The 15,915-nt window shown below is 58.3% G+C and carries 10 protein-coding genes, 2 tRNA genes and 2 rRNA genes (1 of these 14 running past the window's edge); 6 read left to right on the top strand and 8 right to left on the bottom strand.

Annotated features, from left to right (window positions below):
* From ACTG2U_RS12685 to ACTG2U_RS12670, 4 genes are all read left to right on the top strand, one after another.
* Positions 1 to 23 (top strand) — tRNA-Glu (locus ACTG2U_RS12685); it begins 53 nt to the left of the window's first position.
* Between the two features lie 238 nt (positions 24 to 261).
* Positions 262 to 3,151 (top strand): 23S ribosomal RNA (locus tag ACTG2U_RS12680).
* A 121-nt stretch (positions 3,152 to 3,272) separates the two neighbouring features.
* Positions 3,273 to 3,387 (top strand): 5S ribosomal RNA (gene rrf / locus ACTG2U_RS12675).
* 97 nt (positions 3,388 to 3,484) lie between these two features.
* Positions 3,485 to 3,561 (top strand) — tRNA-Asp (locus tag ACTG2U_RS12670).
* A gap of 266 nt (positions 3,562 to 3,827) precedes the next feature.
* Here ACTG2U_RS12670 and ACTG2U_RS12665 read toward each other — a convergent pair.
* Together ACTG2U_RS12665 and ACTG2U_RS12660 are read right to left on the bottom strand one after the other, a co-directional pair.
* Positions 3,828 to 6,410, bottom strand: a complete 2,583-nt coding sequence (locus tag ACTG2U_RS12665; protein ID WP_439974558.1) for a bifunctional acetate--CoA ligase family protein/GNAT family N-acetyltransferase — start codon at positions 6,408 to 6,410, stop codon at positions 3,828 to 3,830.
* 73 nt (positions 6,411 to 6,483) lie between these two features.
* On the bottom strand, positions 6,484 to 6,675 hold the full coding sequence (locus tag ACTG2U_RS12660; protein WP_150390070.1) for a hypothetical protein: 192 nt from the start codon (positions 6,673 to 6,675) through the stop codon (positions 6,484 to 6,486).
* Positions 6,676 to 6,867: 192 nt separating this feature from the next.
* Between ACTG2U_RS12660 and ACTG2U_RS12655 the strand changes: the two genes are divergently transcribed.
* Positions 6,868 to 7,728, top strand: coding sequence for a hypothetical protein (locus ACTG2U_RS12655; RefSeq protein WP_439974557.1), 861 nt, complete (start codon positions 6,868 to 6,870; stop codon positions 7,726 to 7,728).
* Here the strand turns inward: ACTG2U_RS12655 and ilvY are convergent.
* On the bottom strand, positions 7,717 to 8,610 hold the full coding sequence (gene ilvY / locus ACTG2U_RS12650) for an HTH-type transcriptional activator IlvY (protein ID WP_088868139.1): 894 nt from the start codon (positions 8,608 to 8,610) through the stop codon (positions 7,717 to 7,719). The two genes, ACTG2U_RS12655 and ilvY, sit on opposite strands and share 12 nt — an antisense overlap.
* 221 nt (positions 8,611 to 8,831) lie before the next feature.
* Between ilvY and ilvC the strand changes: the two genes are divergently transcribed.
* The gene (ilvC, locus tag ACTG2U_RS12645; protein WP_335833035.1) at positions 8,832 to 10,313 is read left to right on the top strand and encodes a ketol-acid reductoisomerase; all 1,482 of its coding nucleotides are present in this window, start codon (positions 8,832 to 8,834) and stop codon (positions 10,311 to 10,313) included.
* 156 nt (positions 10,314 to 10,469) lie between these two features.
* Here the strand turns inward: ilvC and pgi are convergent, their stop codons facing one another.
* The 5 genes from pgi to coaBC form a co-directional block, all read right to left on the bottom strand.
* Complete coding sequence (gene pgi, locus ACTG2U_RS12640; RefSeq protein WP_005355982.1) at positions 10,470 to 12,119, bottom strand: glucose-6-phosphate isomerase; 1,650 nt, start codon at positions 12,117 to 12,119, stop codon at positions 10,470 to 10,472.
* 347 nt (positions 12,120 to 12,466) lie between these two features.
* Positions 12,467 to 13,303 carry a mechanosensitive ion channel domain-containing protein gene (locus ACTG2U_RS12635; RefSeq protein WP_005339493.1) on the bottom strand — a complete coding sequence of 279 codons (837 nt, stop codon included), beginning with the start codon at positions 13,301 to 13,303 and terminating at the stop codon, positions 12,467 to 12,469.
* A gap of 165 nt (positions 13,304 to 13,468) precedes the next feature.
* Positions 13,469 to 14,065, bottom strand: coding sequence for a nucleoid occlusion factor SlmA (gene slmA / locus ACTG2U_RS12630; RefSeq protein WP_005339495.1), 597 nt, complete (start codon positions 14,063 to 14,065; stop codon positions 13,469 to 13,471).
* 69 nt (positions 14,066 to 14,134) lie between these two features.
* Positions 14,135 to 14,593 carry a dUTP diphosphatase gene (dut, locus tag ACTG2U_RS12625; RefSeq protein ID WP_439974556.1) on the bottom strand — a complete coding sequence of 153 codons (459 nt, stop codon included), beginning with the start codon at positions 14,591 to 14,593 and terminating at the stop codon, positions 14,135 to 14,137.
* A gap of 82 nt (positions 14,594 to 14,675) precedes the next feature.
* Positions 14,676 to 15,878, bottom strand: coding sequence for a bifunctional phosphopantothenoylcysteine decarboxylase/phosphopantothenate--cysteine ligase CoaBC (gene coaBC / locus ACTG2U_RS12620; protein WP_439974555.1), 1,203 nt, complete (start codon positions 15,876 to 15,878; stop codon positions 14,676 to 14,678).
* Positions 15,879 to 15,915 lie beyond the last annotated feature (37 nt).

The following is a 15,915-nucleotide window of genomic DNA, read 5'->3' as shown; positions in this document are numbered from 1 at the left end:
TTCGAATCCCCTAGGGGACGCCACTTCTCTTCTTGCTAACAAGAATGCAGACATAAGCATCACATGTTTATGTCTGTTTTCTTCGGTCACTGACCGTTGCAAACATGCTCTTTAACAATCTGGAAAGCTGATTTAAAAAGTAGTTCTCAAACATTTGTTACAAGTGCTTTGGAAACTTCTTGGCGAAAACCAAATTTTATTTGGTCCTTGTTGTACAGCAACAAGTCGCGTCGGTTTCACCGACACTTCTTGGGGTTGTATGGTTAAGTGACTAAGCGTACATGGTGGATGCCTTGGCAGTCAGAGGCGATGAAGGACGTACTAACCTGCGATAAGCTGTGAGAAGTCGGTAAGAGACGCTATTACTCACAGATTTCCGAATGGGGAAACCCACCCGAGATAACTCGGGTATCTGTTACTGAATACATAGGTAACAGAGGCGAACCGGGAGAACTGAAACATCTAAGTACCCCGAGGAAAAGAAATCAACCGAGATTCCCTCAGTAGCGGCGAGCGAACGGGGATTAGCCCTTAAGCATCTTGGAAGTTAGTGGAACGGTCCTGGAAAGGCCGGCGATACAGGGTGATAGCCCCGTACACGAAAACAACCTTGATGTGAAATCGAGTAGGGCGGGACACGTGACATCCTGTCTGAATATGGGGGGACCATCCTCCAAGGCTAAATACTCCTGACTGACCGATAGTGAACCAGTACCGTGAGGGAAAGGCGAAAAGAACCCCTGTGAGGGGAGTGAAATAGAACCTGAAACCGTGTACGTACAAGCAGTGGGAGCCCTTCGGGGTGACTGCGTACCTTTTGTATAATGGGTCAGCGACTTACATTTTGTAGCGAGGTTAACCGTATAGGGGAGCCGTAGGGAAACCGAGTCTTAACTGGGCGTCTAGTTGCAAGGTGTAGACCCGAAACCGGGTGATCTAGCCATGGGCAGGTTGAAGGTTGAGTAACATCAACTGGAGGACCGAACCCACTAACGTTGCAAAGTTAGGGGATGACCTGTGGCTGGGGGTGAAAGGCCAATCAAACTCGGAGATAGCTGGTTCTCCCCGAAAGCTATTTAGGTAGCGCCTCGGACGAATACTACTGGGGGTAGAGCACTGTTTGGGCTAGGGGGTCATCCCGACTTACCAACCCCATGCAAACTCCGAATACCAGTAAGTAATATCCGGGAGACACACGGCGGGTGCTAACGTCCGTCGTGAAGAGGGAAACAACCCAGACCGCCGGCTAAGGTCCCAAAGTTCTGGTTAAGTGGGAAACGATGTGGGAAGGCTCAGACAGCTAGGATGTTGGCTTAGAAGCAGCCATCATTTAAAGAAAGCGTAATAGCTCACTAGTCGAGTCGGCCTGCGCGGAAGATGTAACGGGGCTCAAACCAGGCACCGAAGCCGCGGATTCACACTTATGTGTGAGTGGTAGGGGAGCGTTCTGTAAGTCTGCGAAGGTGTATCGAGAGGTATGCTGGAGATATCAGAAGTGCGAATGCTGACGTAAGTAACGATAAAGGGGGTGAAAAGCCTCCTCGCCGGAAGACCAAGGGTTCCTGTCCAACGTTAATCGGGGCAGGGTGAGTCGACCCCTAAGGCGAGGCCGAAAGGCGTAGTCGATGGGAAGCAGGTTAATATTCCTGCACGACTTGTAATTGCGATGGGGGGACGGAGAAGGCTAGGTGGGCCAGGCGACGGTTGTCCTGGTGAAAGTGCGTAGGTGGTGTTTCTAGGCAAATCCGGAGACACAACACTGAGACACGAGACGAACGCACTACGGTGCGGAAGCCATTGATGCCCTGCTTCCAGGAAAAGCCTCTAAGCTTCAGATTACAAGTCATCGTACCCCAAACCGACACAGGTGGTCGGGTAGAGAATACCAAGGCGCTTGAGAGAACTCGGGTGAAGGAACTAGGCAAAATAGAACCGTAACTTCGGGAGAAGGTTCGCTCTTGACAGTGAAGTCCCTTGCGGATGGAGCTGTCGGGAGTCGCAGTGACCAGATGGCTGGGACTGTTTATCAAAAACACAGCACTCTGCAAACACGAAAGTGGACGTATAGGGTGTGACACCTGCCCGGTGCCGGAAGGTTAATTGATGGGGTTAGCGCAAGCGAAGCTCTTGATCGAAGCCCCGGTAAACGGCGGCCGTAACTATAACGGTCCTAAGGTAGCGAAATTCCTTGTCGGGTAAGTTCCGACCTGCACGAATGGTGTAACCATGGCCATGCTGTCTCCACCCGAGACTCAGTGAAATCGAATTCGCCGTGAAGATGCGGTGTACCCGCGGCTAGACGGAAAGACCCCGTGAACCTTTACTACAGCTTGGCACTGAACATTGAACCTACATGTGTAGGATAGGTGGGAGGCTTTGAAGGCGTGACGCTAGTTGCGCTGGAGCCGTCCTTGAAATACCACCCTTGTATGTTTGATGTTCTAACGCAGGGCCCTGAATCGGGCTCGCGGACAGTGCCTGGTGGGTAGTTTGACTGGGGCGGTCTCCTCCCAAAGAGTAACGGAGGAGCACGAAGGTTGGCTAATCCTGGTCGGACATCAGGAGGTTAGTGCAATGGCATAAGCCAGCTTAACTGCGAGACGGACAGGTCGAGCAGGTACGAAAGTAGGTCATAGTGATCCGGTGGTTCTGAATGGAAGGGCCATCGCTCAACGGATAAAAGGTACTCCGGGGATAACAGGCTGATACCGCCCAAGAGTTCATATCGACGGCGGTGTTTGGCACCTCGATGTCGGCTCATCACATCCTGGGGCTGAAGTCGGTCCCAAGGGTATGGCTGTTCGCCATTTAAAGTGGTACGCGAGCTGGGTTCAGAACGTCGTGAGACAGTTCGGTCCCTATCTGCCGTGGGCGTTGGATGATTGAAGGGAGTTGCTCCTAGTACGAGAGGACCGGAGTGAACGAACCTCTGGTGTTCGGGTTGTCACGCCAGTGGCACTGCCCGGTAGCTAAGTTCGGAATCGATAACCGCTGAAAGCATCTAAGCGGGAAGCGAGCCCTGAGATGAGTCATCCCTGACCCCTTGAGGGTCCTAAAGGGCCGTTGGAGACCACAACGTTGATAGGTGGGGTGTGTAAGCGCAGTGATGTGTTGAGCTAACCCATACTAATTACCCGTGAGGCTTAACCATACAACACCCAAGAAGTGTTCTAAGGCTTGTAGCAAATAGAACGAACTACTCAAATTCAGTGATAGCGACAAGCCGATAGGCAACCTCGTTATTCACGTCAGCTTTCTAGATTAAGAATTTGCCTGGCGGCCATAGCGCCGTGGAACCACCTGATCCCATGCCGAACTCAGAAGTGAAACGCGGTAGCGCCGATGGTAGTGTGGCATTCGCCATGCGAGAGTAGGACACTGCCAGGCACCCAATTAAACAGCGATGTGAAGAATCACGTCACTGGCTGCGAGGATGACACCTCAGAAAATGCAGCAGAAGATTTAGCGAAAGCTAACCGAATGCGGAGCGGTAGTTCAGTCGGTTAGAATACCGGCCTGTCACGCCGGGGGTCGCGGGTTCGAGTCCCGTCCGCTCCGCCACTAATTTGAAGGCCTTCCCGAATGGGAAGGCCTTTTTGCTATGGGCAGTTTTGCCCATAAGTCCCACAGATTTGTACGCAAGAACCAACACAAAGCCCGGTTTCATAACCGGGCTTTTGTATTTTTAGCGCGTTAAACCACCAATATCTGGCTTTCCCTGCCAAGTAAGAGTGCCAGATAGCGGGCTATTTCTACCATTTTCTGGCTATATCAGAGCCTTATCAGTTTCATTCACAACAATTTGAGCGAGTCTACAGGCGGTCAAATCAGGCTTCTGTCGCGTGCTGACTACAGGGCAGCTCCATATTGACCACCCCCTCTTCCATTTGCACATCGATCTTGAAGCCAAGTCGTTTGGCGAGGTTGACCATGCCGCGATTGCTGGGCATGGTCATGCCGGATAGCTGGCCAATCCCCTGCTCTTTGGCGTAACGGATGATCTTCTCCATCATCAATTTGCCGAGACCCACCCCTTTCAAGTCCGATCGCACCAGAATGGCAAACTCGGCATCGCTCTGGTCCGGGGTCGAAATGGCGCGTACCACGCCGAGGATTTGATCCTGCAGCTCGCCATCTTGCCCTACCGCTACGAAGGCCATCTCCCGGTCGTAATCGATCTGGGTCATGCGAGCCAGCTCTTCATGACCCAGCTCGCCCACATCGGCGAAGAAGCGTTTGTACCTGTCTTCATCGGAGACCTGCAGCACGAACTGCTTGTGAGCCGGTTCATCTTCCGGCCGGATTGGGCGCAGCAGGATATGGCGCTGATCTTTAAGCCAGGCCCCCTCCTCCAGCTCGGTAGGATAGGGGCGGATCGCCAGTCGGTTGCTGGTCGGGATGGTGGGGTCAGCCAGTGTGAGGCTGGCATCCAGCACCACCATCTCTGCGCCGCACGCTTGCAGCGGGTGTAGGTCCAGTTCCTGAATCTCAGGAAAGGCGAGCAATAGTTCGGATAGTTGGCAGAGCACTTGACCGAGGGCATCGATATCCAGTCGTTCCGGTGTGGCCTGCTCACGGATCTTGCGGCTCTTGAGGGCTCCGATGATCTGGTAACGAGCCAGCGCCTGATTGAGCGGTGGCAAGGCTGCTACCATCTCCTGCGGTTCGGCGCCCGACTCGCCCAGCAGGATGACGGGGCCAAAGATGGCGTCTTGCTGGATGCGAACCCGTAGTTCGAGGCCGCCGCTGCGGCGAGCCATGCGCTGTACCAGCAGCCCTTCGATACGGGCGCCCGGATCATGCTGTTTGACCCTGTCCAGAATGGCATCTGCAGCTTGCGCCACTTCGGCCGAGGTGCGCAGATTGAGCACCACGCCGTGTACGGCAGACTTGTGCAGGATATCGGGCGAGCGCAGTTTTACCGCCACCGGGTAGCCGATCTGCTCGGCGGTGAGGGTCGCCTCGATGGCGTCGGTGACGATCCAGGTTGGCAGGGTCGAGAGACCGGCGGCTTGCAAAATCGGGTGCACCAGATGGGTATCCAATCTTAGCTGTTTGCGCTCCTGCGCTTGGCGGATCAGCTGCTGGCACAGATCTACATTGAGCTGGTTGCCATGCAGGGATGCCGGGGTTTCCATCAACTGCTTCTGGTTGCGGCGGTATTCCACCATGTGCATGAAGGCGGCCATTGCGCTTTCCGGCGTGCGGTAGGTCGGGAAGCCCGCCTCGGTAAAGAGTTTGCGACCCTCCTGCGCCGAGTATTCGCCCGCCCAGTTTGTAAGGATATTGAAACGGCGCGCTCTGGGATGCTGTTTCAGATGGGCGATAAGATGGCTGGCCAGTGGCGCGCTCGGTGCCGTGAGCGAGGGGGCGTGGATGATCAGGATGGCGTCGATGCCATCCTCCTGCAACACGTTGTCCAGCGCCTCCTGATAGGTGGTGATGGTGGCATCGCTGCCGATGTCGAGCGGCGGGCGAGCCAGCTTGCCGCCTCGCTCCAGCAGCACATCTACCGCCATATTGGCCAGCCCGCGACCGTTGGAGATGATGGCAAGCCGCTCTCCCTTGAGGGTCATGGAGTGGCTCAAGGTTTCCACCGCGGCAAACAGTTCGTGGGTATCCCGTACCCGCAGCATGCCAGCACGGCGGATGGCGGCATCATAGACATTGTCGAGGCCGTGGGCCGGTTCGTGGCGCCCGCTTTTCAGCACCAGGATCGGCTTGTTGCGCGAGGCTGCTCGCGCCGCCGAGAGAAAGTGGCGGGCGTCGTGCAACTTGTCCATGTAGATCAAGATGGCGCGGGTGACGCTGTCGCGGGAGAGCTGATCCAGCAGCTGGCCGAAGTCGATGTCGCAGTGATCGCCAAGGGAGATGAAGGCGGAGAAGCCCAGCTCATGCTGCTTGGCCCAATCCAGAATGGTGGTGCTGACGGCGGCGGATTGCGACAGAAAGGCGACCTGCCCCGGCTTGGCAGCAATGGGTGAAAAGCTGGCGTTAATCCCCTGGCCGGGCAGCAGCATCCCCATGCTGTTGGGGCCGAGCAGGCGAATGCCATATTCTTGGCAGACCCGTTTCAGCTCCAGCCGCTCCTCGGGGGAAAAGTCGGCGGCCAGTATGATGGCTGCGCCCGTACCCTTTTGGCCGAGCGCTTCCAGCAACGGCAAGACCCGCTCCCGCCTGGTGCAGATGATGGCGAGATCCGGGGTCAGCGGCAGGCTGGCGATATCGGGATAGGCCAGCACGCCGGCGATGGACTTGTTGCGCGGGGTGACAGGGAGGATGGGCCCTTTGAACTGGCCCGCCAGCAGGTGGCGCACGATCACATGACCCGCCTTGAGCGGGTCGGTCGAGGCGCCGATCACGGCGATTGAGTGGGGTTTGAACAGCCGATCCAGACCGCTTGCTTTCATGGGCACTCCCGACAAAAGGGGGAAGATACCAGTCTAATACGCCTTTGCTGCGGGTTCTGTGACCGGATCCTGATCACCGTTTTTTCAGGGCATTGGCACGCAGATAAAAGCGCAGTTCGCCCTGCACCCGGCGAATGGCGCCGAGGTGGCGTTCCTGCAGATAGATATCCTGCTCCCGGTCGAGCGCCGTGCTGGGCACGCCCATGCTTTGCAGATACTCGTCAAACAGGGTTGAACCCTTGATCTCTACCAGATGCTGTTTCATGGCTCTCCTCCCTGCGCCTTGGCGTTTGTTGATGAACGCCCAGTCTGCGATGACTTGTCGGATTTGCCTATTGTCATTTCTGACACGAGATTTGACACGAGAGCGCTCACACATCTTTCAGAGAGGGCACAGTGGAGGCGCTGGCTGGCGTTATAGTATGGCGAGGAGCATGAGGCACGGATGGTGCGCAGGATGATCAGAGTCTGGTGGTGGTGCATGGCACTGTGGACGGTTGGCGTATCGGCAGCAGAGCAGCCTATCCGCGCCTGGAATCTGCTGCTGGATCATCCCAACCCCGCCGTCGTCCAGTTGTTGCGGCTCTCCCTCGATCTCACCGTGCCCGAATATGGCCCTTACCAGCTGGTTTCCAGCCCGCAGATGGAGCAGGGGCGGGCGGTGAAGGAGCTGCGTAGCGGCGAGCTGGTTCAGGTCGGTGTCTTTGCCCCCGATGGTGAGCGAGAGCGGGAGTTGCTGGCAATCCACATTCCGCTGGCCAAGGGGCTGCTGGGATGGCGGGTGTGTCTGATTCGGCAGGGGGATGAGGGGCGTTTTGCCGCGATCGGATCGTTGACAGACTGGCATCGCGCCAGGCTCTCCATAGGTCAGCACAGATCCTGGCCAGACACCCAGTTGCTGCGGGCTAACGGCCTCAAGGTGACGGTGGGCAATCTTTATGAGGCGCTCTTCAACATGCTGCGCAAGAAGCGCTTTGACTGCTTCCTGCGTTCGGTCATCGAGATCGAGGATGAGCTCAGGCAGCATCCGGATCTCGCCATCGAGCCCCGTCTGGTGTTTCGCTATCCTCTAGCGCTGCTCTTCTTTGTCTCGCCAAAATATCCGGAGCTGGCCCAGCGCATCGAGCTCGGCCTGCTGCGGGCGCGGCAGTCTGGTGCTTTTGACCGGGTCTTTGAAGAGGGATTTGGCAGCACCATTCGGCGGCTGAAACTGGATGAGCGGGTGCGCCTCGAGCTGCACAACCCCGACTTGCCGCTGCCCAGCCGCATCATGATGGCCGATCCGGCCCTTATCTATAATCCGGTGTCAGCGCAGTGAACCCTGATTCTGCGCAGTATCCCAGAAGGCGCGGATCAGCGGTTCCTCCAGCCGCTTCTTGAGTACCCCGATCCCCACATCAAATGGCTTGAAGGCGGGTTTGAGGTCGATGATCCGCACCTTGTCACCGAGCGGGCTGTGGTCGATTACCGCCGCAGGCACCAATCCTACGCCACAGCCGAGCGCCACCATGGCGACAATCCCCTCGTTACCCGCCACTTCGGCGTAGATGTTGGGGGCGATCCCCTTGTTGCGAAACCACTGATCGCTGCGTTTGCGGGCTAGCCCCTGCTCGGAGAGGATGACCGGCAGCTGCTCCCAATCAGGTTCTCCCTGACGGAACCACAGGTTCAGCTGCGGGGCATTGCGCGGCGCGATAAAGACCAGCGGCACCAGCTGCAGGCTGGCGAACTCCAGCTTGGCGGGCAGAGCGTCGGGACGGGCGGCGATGGCGAGATCGGCTTCATCGGCCAGGATCTTGTCCACCGCCAGCGCTGGGTCGCCGGTCTCCAGCTTGATCTCCAGCTGGGGGTAGCGGCGGCGAAAGCGCTCCAGCACCTCGGGCAGCAGAAAGTAGCTGGCGGTGACCGAGCAGAAGACCCGCAGCCGCCCCTGCAACGGTTCATCGCTGCGTTTTAGCTCCTGCTTGAGCTGGCGCCACTCCTGCAACAGGCCGCCGCCGAATTCGCGCAGCTTCTCACCGGCGGGGGTGAGCCGCACCGAGCGGTTGTCCCGTTCGAACAGGATGCAACCGGTCTCCTGCTCCAACCGCTGGATGGCGCGGCTCAGGGTGGAGGGGCTGACCGCCATGGCATCGGCGCTTTTGCCGAAGTGGAGGGAGTCGGCGAGGTGGAGAAACAGCTCGAGATTGCGAAGATCCATCTTTCAGCTCCTGGCGCGGCTGGTGTGCCCGATATCCAGCGGTTGGCGGCTTGTTTCTGCCATCTCGCGGTACATTCAGCAGGCAATTTTGAAGGGTGAGCGTTTCAGTTATTGCAACGTACTGTTTCGAATATATCAGTTCAGGCAATAAGTGTCCCGCGCTATAGTGGTTCAGACAACGCCGCTATCCGGCATGGAATCAATCGAACGGAGCAATCACCATGGCTAACTATTTCAACACCTTGAACCTGCGTCAGCAGTTGGCCCAATTGGGCAAGTGTCGTTTCATGCAGCGCGAAGAGTTCGCGGACGGCTGCAACGTGCTGAAGGGCAAGAAGGTGGTGATTGTGGGCTGTGGTGCCCAGGGTCTGAACCAGGGTCTGAACATGCGCGACTCCGGGCTGGATATCTCCTACGCCCTGCGCAAGGCTGCCATCACCGAGAAGCGCACCTCCTGGCAGAAGGCTACCGACAACGGTTTCGCGGTCGGTACCTATGAAGAGCTGATCCCGACCGCCGATCTGGTGCTGAACCTGACTCCGGACAAGCAGCACTCCGACGTCGTGAAAACCGTGATGCCGCTGATGAAGCAGGGCGCTGCGCTGGGCTACTCCCACGGCTTCAACGTGGTGGAAGAGGGTCAGCAGATCCGTTCCGACATCACGGTCGTGATGGTGGCGCCCAAGTGCCCGGGTACCGAAGTGCGTGAAGAGTACAAGCGTGGCTTTGGTGTACCGACCCTGATCGCCGTTCACCCGGAAAATGACCCGAAAGGTGAAGGCATGGCCATCGCCAAGGCGTGGGCCTCTGCCACCGGTGGCGACCGTGCCGGAGTGCTGGAATCCTCCTTCGTGGCGGAAGTGAAATCCGACCTGATGGGCGAGCAGACCATCCTCTGCGGCATGCTGCAGGCCGGTTCTCTGCTCTGCTACGACAAACTGGTTGCTGAAGGCACCGACCCGGCCTACGCCGGCAAGCTGATCCAGTTCGGTTGGGAGACCATCACAGAAGCCCTGAAACAGGGTGGCATCAGCCTGATGATGGATCGCCTCTCCAACCCGGCCAAGCTGCGCGCCTTCGAGCTCTCCGAGCAGCTCAAGACCCTGATGCGTCCGCTGTTCGAGAAGCATATGGACGACATCATCGCCGGTGAGTTCTCCCGCGGCATGATGGCCGACTGGGCCGAGGATGACGTCAAACTGTTCACCTGGCGTGAAGAGACCGGCATGTCTGCTTTCGAAAACGCCCCGGCGTTCGCAGGCAAGATTGCCGAGCAGGAGTACTTCGACAATGGCGTGGTGATGGTGGCCATGGTCAAGGCGGGTGTCGAGCTGGCGTTCGAGACCATGGTGGCTTCCGGTATCTACGAGGAGTCTGCCTACTACGAATCCCTGCACGAGTTGCCGCTGATCGCCAACACAGTTGCCCGCAAGCGCCTGTACGAGATGAACGTGGTTATTTCCGACACCGCTGAGTACGGTAACTACCTGTTCGCCAACGCCGCCGTGCCGTTGCTGCGTGAGCACTTCATGCCGACCCTGAAAGCGGGCGATCTGGGTGCCAGCAAGGCGGAAGGGCAGAGCGTTGACAACCTGGCGCTGCTGGCGGCCAACGAAGCGACCCGCAACCACCCGATCGAGAAAATCGGCCAGGTACTGCGCGGTTATATGAAAGACATGAAGCGCATCGCCGTTGGTGGTTAAGCCTGTATCGGGCTGGATGATGAAGGGGCGGGGATGACGATCCCCGTCGCCGGTCGGACTGGACACCCGATCGGCCAGCCAGAAAAATCAGCCTGACAGTCATAAAAAAGCCCCGCTCATCGAGCGGGGCTTTTGCATTCAGAAAGGCCGGATAAATCAGGCTTTCCACGCTTTCCAGGTGTTGATCAGACCGTTGGTGGAGCAGTCGTGGCTGGTGACAGCCTCGTTGTTACCCAGCTCCGGCAGGATCTTGTTGGCCAGCTGTTTGCCCAGCTCCACGCCCCACTGGTCGAAGGAGAAGATGTTCCAGATTGCGCCCTGTACGAAGATCTTGTGTTCATACATGGCGATCAGGGCACCCAGGGTTTTCGGGGTCAGGCTCTTGAACAGGATGGAGTTGGTCGGGCGGTTGCCTTCGAACACCTTGAACGGCACCAGATCCTTGACCTGCTCCAGGGTTTTGCCAGCAGCCAGGAACTCGGCTTCAACCTCTTCCTTGCTCTTACCGAAGGCCAGCGCCTCGGTCTGGGCGAAGAAGTTGGCCAGCAGTTTCGGGTGGTGGTCACCGATCGGGTTGTGGCTGATGGCCGGCGCCAGGAAATCACAGGGGATCAGCTTGGTGCCTTGGTGGATCAGCTGGTAGAAGGCGTGCTGGCCGTTGGTGCCCGGCTCACCCCAGATGATGGGGCCAGTCTGGTAGTCAACCGGCTTGCCGTTGCGATCCACGTACTTGCCGTTGGATTCCATGTTGCCTTGCTGGAAGTAGGCAGGGAAGCGGTGCATGTACTGGTCGTACGGCAGAATGGCTTCGGACTCGGCACCGTAGAAGTTGTTGTACCACAGGCCGATCAGCGCCAGCAGCACCGGCACGTTCTGCTCATAGGAGGCAGTGGCGAAGTGCATGTCCATCTCGAAGGCGCCTTGCAGCAGGGCTTCGAAGTTCTCGAAACCGACAGACAGGGCGATGGGCATGCCGATGGCAGACCAGGAGGAGTAGCGGCCGCCAACCCAGTCCCAGAACTCGAACATGTTGTTGGTGTCGATGCCGAACTCGGCCACGGCCTTGCCGTTGGTGGAGAGCGCGGCGAAGTGCTTGGCAACGTGGGCCTTGTCACCGGCGATCTTGATAAACCAGTCGCGGGCGGTCAGGGCGTTGGTCATGGTCTCCTGAGTGGTGAAGGTCTTGGAGGCCACCAGGAACAGGGTGGTTTCCGGATCGATCTTCTTCAGGGTCTCGGCGATGTGGGTGCCATCGACGTTGGAGACGAAGTGCATCTGCAGGTGGTTTTTGTAGGGACGCAGTGCCTCGGTGATCATTACCGGGCCGAGATCGGAGCCACCGATACCGATGTTGACCACGTGCTGGATCGCTTTGCCGGTGTAGCCTTTCCACTCGCCGGAGATGATCTTCTCGCAGAAGCCCTTCATCTTGGCCAGTACGGCATTCACTTCCGGCATAACATCCTTGCCGTCGCACTCGATGGGGCGGTCGGAGCGGTTGCGCAGGGCCACGTGCAGTACGGAGCGCCCTTCGGTCATGTTGATCTTGTCGCCATTGAACATGGCATCGATCGCGCTGCGAAGATCGGTCTCTTTGGCCAGATCAACCAGCAACTTGAGGGTTTCTTCGGTGATCAGGTTCTTCGAGTAATCAACCAGGATGTCGCCGCCGAAGGTAAGGGAAAACTTGTCAAAGCGCTTCGGGTCCTGCGCGAACAGATCCTTGAGTCGAGTCTCTTTGTTTGCTGCAAAGTGGGCTTCCAGTGCCTGCCAGGCCTGGGTTTGGGTTGGATTGATATTTTTCATAGGATTCCTGAAATGCCAAGTTGTGTTTGAACCTTGCAGGCAAGGTCCCGCCAAACCTTATTATCCGAGCATTATAGCGAGCCGATCGGGCGGCCCGTGTAACAGATTTTTACCGATTGTCTTTTACTGCAATGGGTCACTGCCGGGAGCATACAACCAGAACATTGGGATTATGTGTCACGAAAGCAAGGCGGATCTTGCGCTTGCTCATGATTGGGGCCACCCCGATAGCCTGAAATTGTTTTCATCCGGTTGGCGTGGTTATGCACCGACATGGCCATGGGCTGGGGCCAGAAACGACAATGCCAGCCCGAAGGCTGGCATTGTCTGTTGCAGCAGAACCGCGATCACGCCTGCGGTTTTTGCATGTGCATCACCATCTGCGGGAAGGGAATTTCGATGCCTTCGGCATCAAAGGTCAGTTTCACCTTCTCGTGGAAGTCGAACCAGACACCCCAGTAGTCAGCGGTTTTCACCCAGGGGCGCACCACGATATTGACCGAGGAGTCGGCCAGCGCGGCAACGGCGATGGTAGCGGCCGGATCTTTCAGGATGCGCGGCTCTTCGCTTACCAGACGCTCGAGGATCTGTTTGGCCTTGCGCAGGTCAGAGCCGTAGCCGATGCCAAAGGTCATATCGACGCGGCGGGTATCCATGCGCGAGTAGTTGACGATGGTGCCGTTGAGGATGGCGGAGTTCGGGACTACCACCATCTTGTTGTCACCTGAGGTGAGGGTAGTGGTAAAGAGCTGAACGGACTGCACGACACCCGCGGTGCCCGCCACTTCGATAAACTCGCCCGCCTTGATGGGGCGGAAGATGATCAGCAGGAAGCCGGCAGCGAAGTTGGAGAGCGAGCCTTGCAGCGCCAGACCGATGGCCAGACCGGCGGCACCGATAATGGCGACGAAGGAGGCGGTCTGTACGCCGACACGGCCCAGCGCGGCGATCACTACGAACACCAGAATGGCGTATTTGAGGATGCTGCCGACGAAGTGGGTGACTGTGGTGTCCAGCTTGCGGGCCTGCATCACCTTGACCACGCCACCGCTGATGAGGTTGGCGGCGATATAGCCGACCAGCAGGGTCAGCAGGGCGGCGGCGATATTGACGCCGTATTCGATCAGCAGTCCCTGATTATTGACCAGCCAGGTCTGCGCTTCGGTAATGATTTCGGGTTCCATAGGATGTCCTGTCAGGTTCTAAAAGGTTTATGGTGGATAAATCTAACACCGCAGCGCGACAGTACGGGTCGCATCTGGTACTTCTTTTCTGCCATAAAAACCTGACACAAAAAAGAAGGGAGGCCAAAGCCTCCCTTCTTTTTGCTGAATGATGCGAAAAAAACATCAGCTCTGCAGCAGTTGGCTGCGGATAAATTGCCACTGATCTTCGAAACCGGCGGTCGGCTTGAGCTTGAACTCGGAGCGCACGAACTGGCTGATGCGGCCTTCGGTGTAGGCCAGCAGCAGATTGGCCAGCATGGTCTCGTCGAGCTGGAAGCCCTGACCCTCGCGTAGCCGCTTTTCGCGCAGCACCTGCTTGATCTGGGTTTCCAGCTTGTCGAACAGGATGCTGATGCGATCCCGCAGCCGATCGTGCTCACCCAGCAGGGCGTCGCCGTTGAGGATACGGGTGATGCCGGGATTGCGCTCGGCGAACACCAGCAGCAGCTGCAGGATGTGGTGGCAGCGTGCCATGGTGTCCTTCTCTTCCGCCATGATCAGATTGACCCGTGACAGCAGGGAATCCTCGATAAAGTCGATCAGCCCCTCGAACATCCGCGCCTTGCTGGGAAAATGTCGATAGAGGGCTGCTTCAGAGACGCCGACCTCGGCCGCCAGACGGGCCGTGGTGATACGCTGACCCGGACTGGTTTCCAGCATATGGGCGAGCGCCTGCAGGATCTGATCGCGCCGACTCTGTTTCTGATTACTGCTTGCCATGGATTCCCCTAAAAAAAACAATGGCTTGATTCTATTATTAGGCACCGCCCATCGGGCTGGTGTGGTCTGTTATTGGCGACCAGAAGAACCAAAACCGCCTTCACCCCGTTCGCTCTGATTGAACTCATCGACCAGTTGGAAGCTGGCCTGAACTACCGGCATGATCACCAGCTGGGCGATGCGCTCGCCGGGTTGCATGGTGAACTCATCCTTGCCGCGGTTCCAGACCGAGACCATCAGCTGACCCTGGTAATCGGAATCGATCAGACCCACCAGGTTGCCCAGCACGATGCCGTGCTTATGGCCGAGGCCGGAGCGGGGCAGAATGGTGGCACATAGACCCGGATCCTGGATGTGAATGGCCAGACCGGTCGGCACCAGGGTGGTATCACCCGGAGCCAGAGTCAGCGGCGTATCCAGCAGTGCGCGCAGATCCATGCCGGCAGAGCCCGGTGTGGCGTAGGCGGGCAGCGGGAACTCGGTACCGATACGGGCATCCAGAATCTTCAGTTCAATTTGTGTAGTCATGAATCGCTTTTTCAGTTGGATCTTGTATTGGCGCCCCTCTTGGCAAGGGCGGGGCGCCGTGAGTCTTGTTCTTTCGGGACGCTCAGTGCCGGTAGTGGCGGGCAATCAGGGCGATCAGGTGACGGGCCAGCGTCAGCTTGTCGGCCAGCGGCAGCGGGGCCTGGCCCCCTTGCCAGAACACGGTCAGGGCGTTGTCATCGGCGTTGAAGCCTTGCCCCTCGCGGGACACATCGTTGGCGGCGATCATGTCCAGCCGCTTACGCTGCAACTTGTCGAGGGCGTATTGTTCCACATCCACGGTTTCGGCGGCAAATCCGACGGTGAAGGGTTTGTCTGAAAGGGCACCGACGGCCGCGATGATGTCGGGGTTTTTCACCAGCTTCACCACCATCTGGTCGTTGTCGCCGGTTTTCTTGATCTTCTGGCTGGCGACCTGCTCGGGGCGATAGTCGGCCACCGCCGCGCAGCCGATGAAGAGGTCGCACTCGCCGACCCGGCTCATCACCGCCTGATGCATCTGCTCCGCGCTCTCCACATCGACACGGGTCACGCCAGTAGGCGTAGCTAGCGTCACCGGCCCGCTCACCAGCGTCACTTCGGCGCCCGCTTCACGGGCGGCGCGGGCGATGGCGTAGCCCATCTTGCCGGAGCTGTGGTTGCTGATGTAGCGCACCGGATCCAGTGCCTCTCGGGTTGGTCCTGCGGTGAGCAGTAGCTTGACGCCCGCCAGCAAGGGCTCGGCGGCCAGTTGCTGGCAGCAGCGATCCACCAGTTCGAGGGGATCCAGCATCCGGCCCGGGCCCACATCGCCACAGGCCTGGCTGCCGGCATCCGGCCCCCACAGCAGAATGCCGCGGCTGGCCAGGGTCTTGAGGTTGGCCTGGGTCGCGGCGTTGAGATACATCTGCTGGTTCATGGCAGGTGCCAGCGCGATGGGCGCCGGAGTGGCCAGACAGAGGGTGGTCAGCAGTTCGTCGGCCATGCCTGCAGCCATCCGCGCCATCAGGTTGGCGCTGGCGGGGGCGATCAGTACCAGATCGGCCCACTTGGCCAGCTCGATATGGCCCATGCCCGCTTCGGCAGAGGGATCCAGCAGGCTGTAGGCCACCGGATGACCGGAGACCGCCTGCAGGGTCAGCGGGGTGATGAACTCCTTGGCGGAGCGGGTCATCACCACCCGCACTTCGGCACCCTGATCTTTCAGGCGGCGTACCAGCTCGGCACTCTTGTAGGCGGCGATCCCGCCACTGACACCCAACAGGATGCGTTTATCGGCCAATCTCATCTGCTGTTTCTCTATCCGGCTCATTCTGACTGGTCGG

The organism is Aeromonas sp. 95A (genome assembly GCF_051919235.1).
Lineage (GTDB): Bacteria > Pseudomonadota > Gammaproteobacteria > Enterobacterales > Aeromonadaceae > Aeromonas > Aeromonas veronii.
This window is presented reverse-complemented; position numbering and strand designations above follow the sequence as displayed.